A 16,588-nucleotide genomic window follows, 5' to 3' on the forward strand; every position below is an offset into this window, starting at 1 on the left:
AATCGCTAGGATCGCGACAGACAAAAACGCTCGGCACCGGGTTCAATACCCGCACGTCCAACCGTTCAACAAGGATTGCAATGACACCCCGTACCGCCCTCGGCGCCCTGCACATTGGCGCACTCATGTTCGGCCTGACCGGTGTGTTCGGCAAACTTGCCGCCGCCTCGCCGGCCATCATCGTGTTTGGCCGCGCGGTGTTCGCGGTGTTGGCCCTGGCGATTTTCGCCCGGTTCGCCAGCAGCACCCGCTGGCAGAAACTTCGGGCCCGGGACGCTCGCCGGTTGCTGCTTGGCGGATTGCTGCTGGCCGCGCACTGGGTGAGTTTTTTCATTTCGGTGAAAATCGCCGGCGTAGCGATCGCCACACTGGGGTTCGCCAGTTTCCCGGCGTTCACGGTGCTGCTCGAAGGGCTGATTTTCCGCGAACGGATTCGCGCCAACGAAATCCTCCTGGTGGTCCTGGTGAGCATCGGCCTGGTGTTGGTCACGCCGGACTTCGACCTGGCCAGCGGCGCCACCACCGGACTGCTGTGGGCCGTGGCGTCGGGGCTGCTGTTCTCACTGCTGTCGCTGACCAACCGCGCCGGCTCCGGGCATGTCCCTCCGGTACAGGCCGCGCTCTGCCAGAACCTGGTGGTCGGGCTGTGCCTGCTGCCGATGGCCGCGCCGCAATTGAGCGACGTTCGCCCCATCGATTGGTTGTGGATCGGCCTGCTCGGCGTGTTCTGCACAGGCCTGGCCCACAGCCTGTTCGTCGCCAGCCTGGCGGTGATCAAGGCCCGCACCGCAGCGGTGGTGTTCGCCATGGAGCCGGTCTATGGCATCACCATCGCCTGGCTGCTGTTCGATGAGAACCCGACGTTGCGCATGCTGCTGGGAGGCATGCTGATCATCGTCGCCATTGTGGTATCGAGCCAACTAAGTGGCACGAAAAAATCCAGTGTCAGCGCCCAAGCGCCGTCTCACTGAATCCGGTCGTTGTGCCCCAGGTCGCGCTCCGGATCGATCCGGTCGCGGACCCGCTGCTTGAGGACCTTGGCCTCGGGAAAGCCGCCGTCGGCCTTGCGCTCCCACAGCTGCGTGCCGTCGCAACTGATGTGAAACACCCCACCGGTGCCCGGCACCAGCGACACCTTGCCCAAGTCGTCAGCGAACGTGCTGAGCAGCTCCTGTGCCAGCCACGCGGCGCGCAGCAGCCATTGGCATTGGGTGCAATAGGTGATGACGACTTCTGGTTTTGGCTCGGTCATGGCGGATGAACTCCTGGTTTCAAAGGCGTCGTTATACTACTCGCCTTTGATTGCCTGCCTCGAGATTGACGATGCGCCGCCTGCTGCCTTGCCTGCTACTGTTACTGCTGCCCTTGTTTGCCGACGCGGTCGAACCGCCGCGCCCGAAAATCGGCCTGGTGTTGTCCGGCGGCGCGGCCCGTGGCCTCGCCCACATCGGCGTGCTCAAAGCCCTGGAAGAACAAGGCATCAAGATCGACGCCATCGCCGGCACTAGCATGGGCGCGGTGATCGGCGGGCTTTATGCCTCGGGCTACAAGATCGACGAACTGGAAAAACTTGCCCTGGGCATCGACTGGCAACAGGCCTTGTCCGATGCGCCGCCGCGCAAGGACGTGCCCTTCCGGCGCAAGCAGGATGACCGGGACTTCCTGGTAAAACAGAAACTCAGCTTTCGCGATGACGGGAGCCTGGGCCTGCCGTTGGGGGTTATCCAGGGACAGAACCTGGCCTTGCTGCTCGAAAGCCTGCTGGCCCATGCCAGCGATACCCGGGATTTCGACAAGTTGCCGATCCCTTTCCGGGCCGTGGCGACCGACATCGCCACAGGCGAAAAAGTCGTATTCCGCAAGGGTCACCTGCCCAAGGTGATCCGCGCCAGCATGTCGATCCCGGCCGTGTTCGCCCCGGTGGAACTGGACGGCCGCCTGCTGGTGGATGGCGGCATGGCCGATAACATACCGCTGGATGTGGCACGGGAAATGGGCGTGGACATGGCAATCGTCGTCGACATCGGCACTCCGCTGCGCAATCGCAAGCAATTGGTCACGGTGGTGGACGTTCTGAATCAGTCGACCACCCTGATGACCCGACGCAACTCCGAAGAACAATTGGCGACGCTGAGAAAAGACGACGTGTTGATCCAACCGGCGCTGGCGAGCTACGGCTCCACCGATTTTGGCCGGGCCCAGGAAATGATCGATGCCGGCTATCGCGCCACCCGCATACTCGAGGCGCGCCTGGCGCACCTGCGTCCCGTCAAACAAGTCGATGCCGACCTGATGGCGGCGCGCACGCCCAGCGAGCGCAACCCGGTCATTACCGGGATCCGGGTGGAGAACGATTCGAAAGTCGGCGACGACGTGATCCGCTATTACATCCGCCAGCAGATCGGCGAGCCGCTGGACCTGGGTCGCCTGCAGACCGACATGGGCACGCTGTACGGCCTGGATTATTTCGAGCAGGTGCAATACCGCGTGGTGCACAAAGGCGCTGACAATACCTTGGTGATCAGCGCCCGCGGCAGGCGCACCGGCACCGACTACCTGCGTCTGGGCTTGAGCCTGTCGGACGACATGCGCGGCGACAGCGCCTTCAACCTCGGCGCCAGCTACCGGGTCAATGGCATCAATCGCCTCGGTGCGGAATGGCTGACCCGGGCGCAGATCGGCGACAAGCAGGAGCTGTACAGCGAGTTCTATCAGCCGCTGGACGTCGGTTCGCGCTACTTCATCGCGCCCTATGGGCAATTCGAATCGCGCAACGTCGAGTCGATCCTCGATAACGATCCGGTCGCTCAGTACCGGGTCGAGCGCTATGGCTTCGGCTTGAACCTGGGCCGCCAGATTGGTAACAGCGGGGAGATCCGCTTCGGCGTCGGCCAGGCCTGGGGCAAGGCCGATGTACGCATCGGCGATCATGACCAACCCAGCGAAAACTTCAACGAAGGCTTCTACGAGCTCAAATATTCGTTCGACTCGCTCGACAGCGTGTACTTCCCTCACGAAGGCGAGGACATCGGCCTGTCGTGGCGCCAATACGAACCGGGCCTGGGTTCCGACCAGCGTTATCGTCAGTGGGAGTTCAAGCTGGACAAGGCCCTGAGCAGCGGCCCGGACACCTTCATCCTGGGCGGCCGCTACGGCCGGACCCTGGATACCGCCGAGGTGGTGACTTCAAGTTTCGTACTGGGCGGTGCGCGGCAGTTGTCGGGCTTTCGCGAGGATGGGATATCCGGACAGAACATGAGCCTGATGCGCGCGGTGTATTACCGCAGGCTCACCCCGCGCGCCTATCTGCCGCTGGACTTTCCGTTGTACGTCGGCGGGTCGCTGGAGCGCGGTCGGGCCTGGAACAACGACAACGAATTCGACAGCGGCTACATCAACGCCGCCAGTGTCTTCCTCGGGTTCGATACGCCGCTGGGGCCGCTGAATTTCAGCTATGGCTTTAACGATGACGACGAGCAGGCGGTGTATTTGAATCTTGGGCAGACGTTCTAGACCCGTTCATTGATCACGTCCGCCTCAAGAGCAACTCAACGAATCCCGGCCAACAACACCCGGGCGGTCTCTTTGAGCGGTTCATCGCCCTCTTCCAGCAACTCTTCCAGCAGGGTGATGGCGCTCTTCAAATCGCCCTCATCGATACAATTCTGGGCTTCTTCCAGTTTGAGCGAGTGTTCCGGCGGCGGCGGTTCGAAGGAGACCGGTTCGAGCGACAGCGGCTCAAGCGTCATCGGTTCCAGCTCCAGCGACTGTTCTTCATCGGCAAATCCGTCGAGGAAATCATCGTCCAGCGATTCGGTTTCCAGCGGCGCGCCCCATTGCAGGTCGGGCTCGTCGAATCCCGAGAGCGACAACGTCTCGGTCCTGGCGGACGGCGGCGTCTTTGGCCCAGGGGACATCGGTTGGGCATCGCCCAGGTCCCAGCTGTTTTCCAGGGAGAGCCCGTCGAGTTTCAATTCGAATTCGTCGCCGGCTTCGGGGGCTGGTTCGGATGTCGGTGGGGGCTCCGGTGCCTGGATCTGTGCCGGCGCCTCGATCGGCGCGTTGATCACCGCAACCTTGGGATAGCGCTTGCGGATCTCTTCCAGCGCCTCGTGATCGACACCCTGGGCCAACAGGTGATTCTCCTGCGCCTGGAAGCCGATGACATCACCTTGCTTACCCAGTACCTCCAACAACTTCAGGCCGAGGTCGGTGCGCCCAGGCTCCGCCAGCAATGCAGCGCGCAGCAGCCCAGCGGCTTCGGTGAAACGGCCATAGGTCAGGTAGATGCCCACGCCTTCGAGCACATCGCCCAACGGCGCATCGCCGTTATGGAACGACGCGGCGACCTCGGGACGCTCGGCGTCGGCGGCTTCTGCATAGGTTTCGGTGTCATGGTCTACCGTCAGGTCGGGGCGACCCTGCATGGGCTCGGGGCTGGCCAGTTCCTGCTGTTGCCGGCGCCGGAGAAACAGCAACAGCGCAAGCAACCCTAGCAGCCCCACCAGTCCCGTCATCCACAACCAGTCGATGCCCTCGCCTTGCGCGACTGGCACTGCCTCGACGAATGGCTCTGCCTCAACCGCCGGAGCGGATTCGTCGGGTTCCGGGGCTGACGATGGTGACGCATCGGCCGGCGGCGTGGCTTGGGTCAGTTGCGCTTGCAGATCGCTGATCTGCTGCCGCTGGGCAGCAATTTCCTCATCCTGGGCCTGGATCCTGGCCTGCAGTTGCTCGATGGTCTGCTGTTGCTGCTGGCTTTGCAGCACGCTGGTCGCCAATTGCTCGGCGTTGTTGTCAGGCGCGACGGGAGCCGCGGCCGGGGTGCGTTCGGCGGGCGGCAATATCGCCGAATCCGGTAACAACAAGCGCTGGCCGATTGAGAGTCGCTCGCTACCGGGATTGAGCGCCTGGATCCCCTGCATCAGCTCGTTGACCGACGCATTGCTGCCGGCATCATGCAGGCGCTTGGCGATGATCCAAGGGTTATCGCCCTGCACGACGGTGTAGCGCTTGCCTTGTGTCGCCGGCGGCGGCTTGGTGGCAGGCTTTGCCTCGGCGGGGGTGGAAGGCTCGTCGCGGATGGGCACGATACCCGGAGTTCCCGGCGGATCGATCAGCACGGTGTATTCGCGCAGCAGGCGCCCGTTGGGCTGGTTGAGCTGCACGAGGAAATTGAGGAAGGGTTCTTCGACCGGTTTGCTGGAAGTGACCCGAATGAAACTGCGCTCGCCGCGCAGCACCGGCGTGAAGCGCAGGTTATTGAGAAAGAACACCCGCTCTACGCCGGCACGACTGAAGTCGTCCGGACCCGCCAGGCTCGCGGACAAGTCACCTTCACTGAGGCCGGCCACGTCGACCAGCGCGATATCGGCGCGAAACGGCTGGTTGAGCGCGGAATGAAGCGTGATCTCACCCAGGCCCAGCGCCGACGCCAAGGCCGGAAAACCAAGGGCACCCACGACGATCGACACGTTGATCCAACTGCGCAACGTGGATTTCAAACTTTCAAGCATGGGCATCCTTTTGATTCACTAACCAGTGCGAAACGCTTCCAATACGAACGCTCACTACTGGTTATAGTTCGCTAACGGCCGAATCTCAAAAGTCTGGCGCCGGGGATATGCCTCAGGATTTTTCCAGGTTGGCCAGGATGGTGCCGTGGACGCGCATGCATACCCGCATGTCCTCCTCGTCGACGCCTTCGAACAATTCCCGGCGCAACTGGGTGGCAATGGTTTCGATTTGCTCGATCAACGGCAGCGCCGGTGCGCACAGGACGATTTTCTTGGCCCTGCGGTCCTCGGCCACCGCTTGGCGCTGCACCAGTCCCTGGGTTTCCAGGCTGTCGAGCAAACGGGCCAGGGTCGGGCCTTCTACGGCAACGCTCTGGGCCAATTCGCGCTGGGTCGGCGCCTGTTCGAACCGGGCCAGGTGCAGCAGCACCAGCCAGCGCGCCTGGGACAGGCCCAGCCCGGCCAGGCGACGGTCCAACTCGGCGCGCCAGCCGCGGGACATCTGTGCCAGCTGCATGCCAAAACGGTGTTGATCGGTCAAGGACATAAAAAACTCATAGGATCTGAAATAGAGAAAAACTAATTATTAGTCAGCTAAGCATGAGCTTTGGATTCAGGCAAGGCTGGCACTGTAGTGAATCGTTAAAGGAATGTAACTGACTGATCAGACTTCGAATTCCGATTGCAGTGCAGCCCTGACGCAATACAAGACGCCTTCCGGGACCCGACCGGTAAACAGCGCGGCCACTTCCGATACCGGGGGCAGTTCGCCTTCGCCATCGAGAAAAGCGTCCTGCACTTCGCCCATCAGTTCCTCGGGCAGGTCCAGCGCCTGCTCCAACGACAGTTGTTGTTGGCCGATGGCCTCGGCCAGCATTGTGTAGACGTTCTTTTCCGAGCATTGCAATTGCCCGGCGATCTGCATCGGGGTCATGCCGGCCCTGGCCAGCGTGATGAGTTCGTGACGTACATCGGCGACTGCCGGGGGTGCCTCGACTTCGCCGCCGAGCACTTGCAGGAAGGCCTCGCCATAACGCTCCAGCTTGCGTGCGCCGACGCCGCTGACCCGGGCCATCTCCGCCAGGGAAGTCGGTTGGCTGCGGAGCATTTCCAGCAACGTGGAATCGGGGAAAATGACATACGGCGGCACACCGTGTTCCTCGGCCAGCTTGCGGCGCAGGGCACGCAAGGCTTCCCACTGATCGCGCTCCTCGCCGCGCACCAGTTGGCTGGCCTGGCTCTTGCTGCTCTTGACCGCCGTGGCGGGCTTGAGGTCACGGCGCAACTCGAGGGTGACCTCGCCTTTGAGCAACGGCCGGCAGCTCGCGCTCAAGCGCAGGCCGCCGTAGCCTTCCAGGTCGATGTCCGCCAGGCCACGCGCAACGAGCTGTCGGAACAACGACCGCCATTCGCTCTCGCTGCGGGCCTTGCCCACGCCGAATACCGAAAGGTGCTGGTGGCCGAAGCTGCGCACTTTTTCGTTGTCCTTGCCCAGCAGCACGTCCACCAGGTGCCCCACGCCATAACGCTGGCCGGTGCGATAAATCGCCGACAGGGCCTGGCGCGCCGGTTCGGTGGCGTCCCAGGTTTCCACGCCATCGACGCAGTTGTCGCAATGCCCGCAAGGTTGCGGCATGTCTTCATCGAAATAGGCCAGCAAGGTCTGGCGACGGCAGCGGGTTTCTTCGCAGAGCGAAAGCATCGCGTCAAGCTTGTGTTGCTCCAGGCGTTTGTGGCGCTCATCGCCTTCGGAGTTCTGCAACATCTGCTTGAGCATCACCACGTCTTGCAGGCCGTAGGCCATCCAGGCATCGGCCGGCAGCCCATCGCGGCCGCCACGCCCGGTTTCCTGGTAGTACGCCTCGAGGGACTTGGGCAAGTCCAGGTGCGCGACAAACCGCACGTTGGGCTTGTCGATACCCATGCCGAACGCCACGGTGGCGACCATGATCAGGCCTTCCTCATTAAGGAAACGCTTCTGGTGATAGGCGCGCAGGTCGTTGGGCAGGCCGGCGTGGTAAGGCAATGCGGGAAAACCCTGTGCGCTCAGGAACGCCGCCACTTCCTCGACCTTCTTGCGCGACAGGCAGTAGACAATACCGGCGTCGCTGCGCCGCTCGGCAAGGAACGCCAGCAACTGCTTGCGCGGCTGCTCCTTGGGCACGATGCGGTAGAAAATGTTCGGACGGTCGAAACTTGAGAGGAACCGCTCGGCGTTCTGCAGATGCAGTCGTTCGACGATTTCTTCACGGGTACGCTTGTCGGCGGTGGCGGTCAGGGCGATGCGCGGCACATCGGGAAACAGTTCGGCCAGTTGCCCTAGCTGCAGGTACTCGCGGCGGAAATCATGACCCCACTGCGACACACAGTGTGCTTCGTCGATGGCGAACAGGGCGATTTCCAGGCTCTGCAAAAACGCCAGCATGCGCGGTTGCACCAGGCGCTCCGGCGCCAGGTAGAGCATTTTCACTTCGCCGCGCTTGATCCGCGCCGCCAGGTCCCGCTGCTGTTCGGCGCTGAGGGTGGAGTTCAGCGCTGCGGCAGCGACACCGAGTTCTTCAAGGGTGGCAACCTGGTCGTCCATCAAGGCGATCAGCGGCGAAACCACCACCGCCAGGCCATCGCGCAACAGCGCCGGGACTTGGAAACACAAGGACTTGCCGCCGCCGGTGGGCATGAGCACCAACGCATCGCCACCGCTGGCCACGCGCTCAATAATGGCACCTTGGCGGCCACGGAAACTGTCGTAGCCGAAGATGTCCTTAAGGACGCGTTGAGCCTGTTCGAGCATAGAAACTCCAAAATCACCGAAACATCCCTGCAAGGCTGGTTGAGAATCCAAAAAACGCACCGACAAATCGTAAGTGTGCGTTTCAAACCGGCCGGACACCGCAGGGCATCACAAAACGCGGCAGTATACCCGAGCCCTTCGTTGCAAAGGGCGCCGCTGACAAGAGGTGTGGAGTTCGGCCATGCCCGTGGCATCAAGCGGCTGTCCCTGCGTCGGCACGCAGCTGCAATGCCTCTACCGCCCTGATCGCGACCTGTTCGTCGACATCCGACACATCGCCGCTGATCCCAATGGCTCCCAACACCTTCCCGTCCTGATCGCGAATCAACACCCCGCCGGGTGCCGGCACGATATTGCCCTGCCCCAGCCCGTTCAGCGCTGCAAAAAATGCCGGGCGCTGCTGGGCGTCCTGGGCCAGAAGGCGTGAGCCTTTGCCCAACGCGATGGCGCCCCAGGCCTTGCCGATGGCGATTTGTGGGCGCAGCAGGCTGGCGCCGTCTTCCCGTTGCAGGGCAATCAGGTGCCCTCCGCTGTCCAGAACCGCGACGGTCAGGGGCGCGGCGCTGATTTCACGACCCGCGGCAAGGGCTTGCACCGCCAGGTTGACGGCGACTTCCAGGGTTAGAGGGTTCATGGATGCTGTCCTTCTCGGTTATGTGAGGAGCCAAATAGAACACAACAAACATATATTTTGTATACAATAATTATCGATAACTGGAGCGATATTCGAGCAAGCCGGCAAAATACCGACTTCCGACGAATAAAACAGCTGCTTGAGGAAATGCGTTGACCTGCGCCGCTCGCTCTGAATACACTCCATCCAGAAGCCACTTGTATACAATTACAAAACGTAAGAGGCACAAAACCATGAGCAAAATGAGAGCAATCGAAGCCGCCGTCCTGGTGATGCGTCGTGAAGGCGTGGACACCGCCTTCGGCATCCCGGGTGCTGCGATCAACCCGCTGTACTCTGCCCTGCAAAAGGTTGGCGGCATCGATCATGTCCTCGCTCGCCACGTTGAAGGCGCCTCGCACATGGCCGAGGGTTACACCCGGACCAAGGCTGGCAATATCGGCGTCTGCATCGGCACCTCCGGGCCGGCTGGCACCGACATGGTCACCGGGCTCTACAGCGCTTCGGCCGACTCGATCCCGATCCTGTGCATTACCGGGCAAGCACCCCGCGCCCGCATGCACAAGGAAGATTTCCAGGCTGTGGATATCACCAGCATCGTCAAGCCAGTGACCAAGTGGGCGACCACCGTCCTGGAGCCGGGCCAGGTGCCCTACGCATTCCAGAAGGCGTTTTTTGAGATGCGCTCAGGCCGTCCGGGTCCGGTGCTGATCGACTTGCCGTTCGATGTGCAGATGGCCGAGATCGAATTCGACATCGACGCCTACCAGCCGCTGCCCCTGGCCAAACCTTCGGCCAACCGCGTGCAGATCGAGAAAGCCCTGGCGATGCTGGACCAGGCCGAGCGTCCATTGCTGGTCGCCGGTGGCGGCATCATCAACGCCGATGCCAGTGACCTGCTGGTGGAATTTGCCGAACTGACCGGCATCCCAGTCATCCCCACATTGATGGGCTGGGGCACGATCCCGGACGATCACCCGCTGATGGTCGGCATGGTCGGCCTGCAAACCTCGCACCGCTACGGCAACGCAACGTTGCTCAAGTCGGACGTGGTGCTGGGCGTAGGCAACCGTTGGGCCAACCGTCATACCGGCTCGGTGGATGTCTACACCGAAGGTCGCACATTCATTCACGTGGACATCGAGCCGACCCAGATCGGCCGCGTATTCACCCCCGACCTCGGCATCGTTTCCGACGCTGCCTCGGCCCTGACCGTGTTCCTCGAAGTAGCCCGCGAGTGGCAAGCCGCCGGCAAGCTGAAGGACCGCAGCGCCTGGCTCCAGGATTGCCAGCAACGCAAGGCCAGCCTGCAGCGCAAGACCCATTTCGACAACGTGCCGGTCAAGCCGCAACGGGTCTATGAGGAAATGAACCAGGTATTCGGCAAGGACACTTGCTACGTCAGCACCATCGGTCTCTCGCAGATCGCCGGGGCGCAGTTCCTCCACGTCTACAAGCCGCGCCACTGGATCAACTGCGGCCAGGCCGGTCCCTTGGGCTGGACCATTCCGGCCGCGCTGGGGGTGGTCAAGGCCGACCCGAGCCGCAAGGTCGTGGCGCTGTCGGGCGACTATGATTTCCAGTTCATGATCGAAGAACTGGCGGTGGGCGCGCAGTTCAAGCTGCCGTACATCCATGTCGTGGTGAACAACTCTTACCTGGGCCTGATTCGCCAGGCCCAGCGCGGTTTCGACATGGATTACTGTGTGCAACTGTCGTTCGACAACCTCAACGCGCCGGAACTCAACGGTTATGGCGTGGACCACGTCGCCGTCGCCGAGGGCCTGGGCTGCAAGGCGTTGCGGGTATTCGAACCCTCTGGCATCCAGCCGGCATTGCGCAAGGCCCAGGAGATGATCGAGGAGTTCAAGGTACCGGTGATCGTCGAGATCATCCTGGAGCGGGTGACCAATATCTCCATGGGCACCGAGATCAACGCAGTCAATGAGTTTGAAGACTTGGCGCTGGTGGGCAACGATGCACCGACCGCCATTTCGCTGCTCGACTGATAGCCCCGTGTTTGATTGATCGTTCCCACGCTCTGCGTGGTAATGCAGCCCGGGACGCTCCGCGTCCCAAAGCGGAACGCGGAGCGTCCCCAGAGGCATTCCCACGCGGAGCATGGGAACGATCAGAAACAACCTTACTTTTACAGGAGACCACCATGCCGCGTTTCGCCGCCAACCTGTCCATGCTGTTCACCGAGCAGGATTTCCTCGCCCGTTTCGAAGCGGCCGCCAAGGCCGGTTTCAGTGGGGTCGAATACCTGTTTCCCTACGACTACAGCTCCGCCGAACTCAAGGCCCTGCTCGACGCCAACGGCCTGACCCAAGTGCTGTTCAATCTGCCGGCCGGCGACTGGGCCAAGGGTGAACGCGGTATCGCCTGCCTGCCGGACCGGGTCGAGGAATTTCGCGCAGGGATCGACCTGGCAATTGCCTACGCCAAAGTGCTGGGCAACACCCAGGTCAATTGCCTGTCCGGGATTCGTCCGCAGAAGTGCGACGCAGCGCTGGCGGAAAAAACCTTCGTCGCCAACCTGAAATACGCCGCCGAAAAGCTGCAAGGCGAAGGCATCAAGTTGGTGATGGAAGCCATCAACACCCGCGACATCCCCGGTTTCTACCTGAACAACACCGCCCAGGCCCTGTCGATCCGCGAACAGGTGGGCAGCGCCAACCTGTTCCTGCAATACGACATCTATCACATGCAGATCATGGAAGGCGACCTGGCCCGGACCCTGTCCGCGCACCTGGGCGAAATCAACCATGTGCAGCTGGCAGACAACCCAGGCCGCAACGAGCCGGGCACTGGCGAGATCAACTACCGCTTCCTGTTCGAACACCTGGACCGCATCGGCTACCAGGGTTGGGTCGGCTGCGAATACAAGCCACTGACCACCACCGAAGCGGGATTGGGCTGGCTGAAAACCCACAACGCGATCTGACCCAATAGTGCTTTTGCGAGACCCGGGACATTTAAATAAGAGAGGATTTTCCCATGGCTAAAATCGGATTCATCGGCACCGGCATCATGGGCCACCCCATGGCACTGAACCTGCAAAAGGCCGGTCACAGCCTGTTCCTGTCCCAGCACCACGACGCCGCCCCCGCCGACTTGGTGGCCGGTGGCGCGGTGGCGTTGGCCAACCCGAAAGAAGTCGCCCAGGAAGCCGAGTTCATCATTGTCATGGTCCCGGATACCCCGCAGGTCGAAGACGTGCTGTTGCGCGCCGACGGCGTGGCGGCCGGCGTGGGCGCGGGCAAGGTGGTGATCGACATGAGTTCGATCTCGCCCACCGCCACCAAGGCGTTTGCGGCGAAGATCAACGAGAAAGGCGCGCAGTACCTCGACGCCCCGGTGTCCGGCGGTGAAGTCGGCGCCAAGGCCGCGACACTGAGCATCATGGTCGGTGGCGACAGCGCGGCCTTCGAGCGCGCCCTGCCGCTGTTCCAGGCCATGGGCAAGAACATCACCTTGGTCGGCGGCAACGGCGATGGCCAGACCGCCAAAGTGGCGAACCAGATCATCGTTGCGCTGAACATCCAGGCCGTGGCCGAAGCCCTGCTGTTCGCCGCGAAGAACGGCGCCGATCCGGCCAAGGTCCGCGAAGCGTTGATGGGCGGTTTCGCTTCGTCGAAGATCCTCGAAGTACACGGCGAGCGCATGATCAAGGGCACCTTCGACCCGGGCTTCCGCATCAGCCTGCACCAGAAGGACCTGAACCTCGCGCTGCAAGGCGCCAAGGAACTGAACATCAACCTGCCCAACACCGCCAATGCCCAACAAGTGTTCAGCACCTGCGCGGCCATCGGCGGCAGCAACTGGGACCATTCGGCGCTGATCAAGGGCCTGGAGCACATGGCCAACTTCTCGATCCGCGACAAATAAGCCCTGCCGCTCCACCCGTGGGAACGGGTTCGCTCGCTCCCCACGGGCCTGCATCACACCCATAATAAAAATCGGGAGCCCGCCATGTCGGTCGATCCGCAACAATTGCTCCGCGAGCTGTTCGCCACAGCCATCGACGCGGCCCATCCGCAGCAAGTCCTCGAACAATACCTGCCCGCTGACCGCAGCGGCCGGGTGATCGTCATCGGTGCCGGCAAAGCCGCGGCGGCCATGGCGCAGGTGGTCGAGCGTTGCTGGCAGGGCGAAGTCACGGGCCTGGTGGTGACCCGCTATGGCCACGGCGCGCCCTGCCAGAAAATCGAAGTGGTCGAAGCCGCCCATCCGGTGCCGGACGCCGCAGGCCTGGAAGTGGCCGGGCGGGTACTCGAACGGGTAAGCAACCTGAACGAAGACGACCGGGTGATTTTCCTGCTGTCAGGGGGTGGCTCCGCGTTGCTGGCGTTGCCCGCAGCCGGCATCACCTTGGCTGACAAGCAATCGATCAACAAAGCCCTGCTCAAATCCGGCGCCACCATTGGCGAGATGAATTGCGTGCGCAAGCATCTCTCGGCGATCAAGGGTGGGCGGCTGGGCAAAGCCTGCTGGCCGGCGACGGTCTACACCTACGCAATTTCCGATGTGCCGGGCGACCTGGCCACGGTCATCGCCTCCGGCCCGACGGTGGCCGACCCCAGCACGTCAGCCGATGCGCTGGCGATCCTCAAGCGCTACGACATCGACGTACCGGCCTCGGTGCGCGCCTGGCTGCAAAGCCCCGAGTCGGAGACCGTCAAGCCCGGCGACCCGAGCCTGGCCCGCAGTCATTTCCAACTGATCGCCCGCCCGCAACAATCCCTGGAGGCCGCCGCGGTGAAAGCCCGCCAGGCCGGTTTCAGTCCGCTGATCCTGGGCGACCTGGAAGGCGAATCCCGGGAGGTGGCGAAAGTCCACGCTGGCATCGCCCGACAAATCGCCCAACACGGCCAGCCCTTGGCGGCGCCGTGCGTGATCCTGTCCGGCGGCGAAACCACGGTCACCGTTCGTGGCAATGGCCGTGGCGGACGTAACGCCGAATTTCTCCTGAGCCTCACCGACAGCCTCAAGGGCTACCCCGGCATTTATGCGCTGGCGGGCGACACCGACGGCATCGACGGGTCCGAGGACAACGCCGGCGCGCTCATGACCCCGGACAGCTATCGCCGCGCCGCCGAATTGGGCCTGAGCGCCAGCGACGAATTGGATAACAACAACGGCTACGGCTACTTCGCTGCCCTGGATGCGTTGATCGTCACCGAACCGACCCGCACCAACGTCAACGACTTCCGCGCCATCCTGATCCTTGAGAATCCAAAAAATGACGCCCGATAAGAAGGTCAAGATCCTCGCGACACTAGGCCCCGCCACCCGTGGGATCGATGACATTCGCCAACTGGTGCAGGCCGGCGTGAATATCTTTCGCCTGAACTTCAGCCATGGCGACCACGCCGACCACGCCCAGCGCTACCAGTGGATTCGCGAAGTCGAGCAGCAGCTCAACTATCCACTGGGCATCCTGATGGACTTGCAGGGCCCGAAACTGCGGGTCGGTAGATTCGCCGACGGCAAGGTGCTGCTGCAAAGGGGCCAGGCCTTGCGCCTGGACCTGGATCCGACGCCGGGGGATCAACGTCGGGTAAACCTGCCCCATCCGCAAATCATTGCGGCGCTGGAGCCTGGCATGGACCTGCTGCTGGACGACGGCAAGCTGCGCCTGCGGGTGGTCGCCCGGCACGCTGACGCCATCGACACCGAAGTGCTCAATGGCGGCGAATTGTCGGACCGCAAAGGCGTGAACGTGCCACAAGCCGTGCTGGACCTGAGCCCGCTGACCGCCAAGGACCGTCGCGACTTGAGCTTCGGCCTGGAGCTGGGCGTGGACTGGGTGGCGCTGTCGTTCGTGCAGCGCCCCGAGGATATCCGCGAAGCCCGCGCGCTGATCGGCAACAAGGCGTTCTTGATGGCCAAGATCGAGAAACCCTCGGCCGTCGCCCAGTTGCGGGAAATCGCTGAGTTGAGCGACGCAATCATGGTTGCCCGCGGTGACCTGGGTGTGGAGGTGCCGGCCGAGAGTGTGCCGCAAATCCAGAAAAACATCATCAGCACCTGCCGCGCCCTCGGCAAACCGGTGGTCGTCGCGACGCAGATGCTTGAGTCGATGCGTTTTTCCCCGGCGCCGACCCGCGCCGAGGTCACCGACGTCGCCAACGCCGTGGCCGAAGGCGCCGATGCGGTGATGCTGTCGGCGGAAACCGCCTCGGGCGACTATCCCCTCGAAGCCGTGCAGATGATGAGCAAGATCATTCGCCAGGTGGAAAGCGGCCCGGACTACCAGGCGCAGTTGGACGTCAGCCGACCGAAAGCCGAGGCCACGGTGTCGGACGCGATCAGTTGCGCGATCCGTCGGATCAGCAACGTGCTGCCGGTGGCGGTGCTGGTGAACTACAGCGAATCGGGCAGTTCCAGCTTGCGAGCGGCGCGGGAACGGCCGACGGTGCCGATCCTCAACCTGACGCCGAATCTGCAGGCGGCGCGCCGCCTGACCGTGGCGTGGGGTGTGCACTCGGTGGTCAACGATCGGTTGAAGCAAGTGGATGAGGTGTGCTCCACGGCACTGGAAATCGCCCAGGCCCAAGGCATGGCCCAGCGCGGTGACACCTTGCTGATCACCGCGGGCGTGCCGTTTGGACAGCCGGGGTCAACCAATTCGCTGCGCATTGAGACGTTGATCTGATTTCCGTGGCGAGGGGGCTTGCTTTCTCGCCACCATGTTTCCTTATCCCTGACCCATATGCCCAACCATTGCTCACCCTCCCAGTGCCCCGACTGGGCCACCGCCCTGCTCAACGGCTTCAGCCAGATTTTCCTCCAGCGTCATCCACTGTGCGGCTTGCTGTGTCTGGTGGCCATTCTGCTGACGGCGCCCGCCTTGCTCGGCGGCGCGCTGCTGGGCGGCGTGGCGGGTTTGTTGACCGCGCAACGACGCGGTTATGCCAAGGAACATCGGCAGGCCGGGCTGTTCAGCTACAACGGCATCCTATTGGGATTGCTGCTGAGCCTGATATTTCCCTGGTCGGTTTTGCTGCCACTGTTGATCATCGCCAGCGCAGGCCTCAGCGCGATGCTGACCCAGCAATGGCTCAAGCGAACCCCAGGCCCACGCTGCCTGCCGGCCTACACCGCGCCTTTCGTCGGGCTTGGCTGGCTGCTGCTGGGTTTTGTCCCGCAGGCACCCTCGCCCACATCGTTGGATATGACTTATCCCTCTTTGCTGGCCGCCCCTTTGAACGGCCTCGGACAGGTGATGTTTCTCGACCATCCGCTCGCCGGTGCGCTGATCGCCATCGGTTTGCTGATTGCCAACCGTCGCGCCGCTGCCTGGGCGCTGTCCGGTTCGGTCGCCGGCCTGGTTTTCACCGGGTTACATCAAGACACGCTGCAAGCCCTGTCCGGACTGGGCGGCTACAACCCGGCGCTGGCCGCCCTGGCGCTGGGCCAACAGCGCGGTCAGCCATGGAAGCCGCTGGCCGGCATCCTGCTGGCGGTCCTGCTCACGCCGGGTTTCGCGGCGCTGGGCCTGGCGCCGCTGACAGCGCCGTTCATCCTCGCGTGCTGGCTGGTGCAGGCGACCGAGCGGCTGTGGCATCAGGCCAGCCTCGACACTGCGCCTTGCACTCTGCGGGGCAATCACCCTAGGCTTCGCTGAATATCGATCAGGCG

The 16,588-nt window shown here is 62.8% G+C and carries 13 protein-coding genes; 8 read left to right on the forward strand and 5 right to left on the reverse strand.

Annotated elements, in window-relative coordinates; all coding sequences use genetic code 11:
• Nucleotides 1–80 precede the first annotated feature (80 nt).
• Nucleotides 81–971: a DMT family transporter gene (locus HU762_RS12705; RefSeq protein ID WP_186637254.1), complete on the forward strand. Its 891-nt coding sequence runs from the start codon at nucleotides 81–83 to the stop codon at nucleotides 969–971.
• Here HU762_RS12705 and HU762_RS12710 read toward each other — a convergent pair.
• Entirely contained in the window at nucleotides 965–1,252 is a 288-nt protein-coding gene (locus HU762_RS12710) for a SelT/SelW/SelH family protein (RefSeq protein WP_186637258.1), read from the reverse strand. The two genes, HU762_RS12705 and HU762_RS12710, sit on opposite strands and share 7 nt — an antisense overlap.
• Before the next feature lie 71 nt (nucleotides 1,253–1,323).
• Between HU762_RS12710 and HU762_RS12715 the strand changes: the two genes are divergently transcribed.
• On the forward strand, nucleotides 1,324–3,513 hold the full coding sequence (locus HU762_RS12715) for a patatin-like phospholipase family protein (protein ID WP_186637261.1): 2,190 nt from the start codon (nucleotides 1,324–1,326) through the stop codon (nucleotides 3,511–3,513).
• A 35-nt stretch (nucleotides 3,514–3,548) separates the two neighbouring features.
• On the opposite strand, the gene HU762_RS12720 is transcribed toward HU762_RS12715, so the two are convergent.
• The 4 genes from HU762_RS12720 to HU762_RS12735 all read right to left on the reverse strand — a co-directional run bounded on the left by HU762_RS12720 (nucleotide 3,549) and on the right by HU762_RS12735 (nucleotide 8,941).
• Complete coding sequence (locus tag HU762_RS12720) at nucleotides 3,549–5,516, reverse strand: FimV/HubP family polar landmark protein (RefSeq protein ID WP_186637264.1); 1,968 nt, start codon at nucleotides 5,514–5,516, stop codon at nucleotides 3,549–3,551.
• Nucleotides 5,517–5,628: 112 nt separating this feature from the next.
• Nucleotides 5,629–6,063: a MarR family transcriptional regulator gene (locus HU762_RS12725; protein ID WP_186610388.1), complete on the reverse strand. Its 435-nt coding sequence runs from the start codon at nucleotides 6,061–6,063 to the stop codon at nucleotides 5,629–5,631.
• A 117-nt stretch (nucleotides 6,064–6,180) separates the two neighbouring features.
• Complete coding sequence (gene recQ / locus HU762_RS12730; RefSeq protein ID WP_186637267.1) at nucleotides 6,181–8,307, reverse strand: DNA helicase RecQ; 2,127 nt, start codon at nucleotides 8,305–8,307, stop codon at nucleotides 6,181–6,183.
• 193 nt (nucleotides 8,308–8,500) lie between these two features.
• Complete coding sequence (locus HU762_RS12735; RefSeq protein ID WP_186637269.1) at nucleotides 8,501–8,941, reverse strand: heme-binding protein; 441 nt, start codon at nucleotides 8,939–8,941, stop codon at nucleotides 8,501–8,503.
• 233 nt (nucleotides 8,942–9,174) lie between these two features.
• Here HU762_RS12735 and gcl point away from each other — a divergent pair, with 233 nt between their 5' ends.
• From gcl to HU762_RS12765, 6 genes are all read left to right on the forward strand, one after another.
• A complete protein-coding gene (gene gcl, locus HU762_RS12740; protein WP_186610385.1) occupies nucleotides 9,175–10,950 on the forward strand; it encodes a glyoxylate carboligase in 1,776 nt (591 codons plus the stop codon).
• Between the two features lie 155 nt (nucleotides 10,951–11,105).
• Entirely contained in the window at nucleotides 11,106–11,888 is a 783-nt protein-coding gene (gene hyi / locus HU762_RS12745) for a hydroxypyruvate isomerase (protein WP_186637271.1), read from the forward strand.
• Between the two features lie 53 nt (nucleotides 11,889–11,941).
• A complete protein-coding gene (locus tag HU762_RS12750) occupies nucleotides 11,942–12,832 on the forward strand; it encodes a 2-hydroxy-3-oxopropionate reductase (protein WP_186637273.1) in 891 nt (296 codons plus the stop codon).
• An 84-nt stretch (nucleotides 12,833–12,916) separates the two neighbouring features.
• On the forward strand, nucleotides 12,917–14,200 hold the full coding sequence (locus HU762_RS12755) for a glycerate kinase (RefSeq protein ID WP_186637275.1): 1,284 nt from the start codon (nucleotides 12,917–12,919) through the stop codon (nucleotides 14,198–14,200).
• The gene (gene pyk / locus HU762_RS12760; protein ID WP_186637277.1) at nucleotides 14,187–15,602 is read left to right on the forward strand and encodes a pyruvate kinase; all 1,416 of its coding nucleotides are present in this window, start codon (nucleotides 14,187–14,189) and stop codon (nucleotides 15,600–15,602) included. The genes HU762_RS12755 and pyk overlap by 14 nt, the downstream gene beginning before the upstream one ends.
• 57 nt (nucleotides 15,603–15,659) lie before the next feature.
• Complete coding sequence (locus tag HU762_RS12765; protein WP_186637411.1) at nucleotides 15,660–16,574, forward strand: urea transporter; 915 nt, start codon at nucleotides 15,660–15,662, stop codon at nucleotides 16,572–16,574.
• Nucleotides 16,575–16,588 lie beyond the last annotated feature (14 nt).

The organism is Pseudomonas sp. SWRI92 (assembly GCF_014268685.1).
Lineage (GTDB): Bacteria > Pseudomonadota > Gammaproteobacteria > Pseudomonadales > Pseudomonadaceae > Aquipseudomonas > Aquipseudomonas marvdashtae.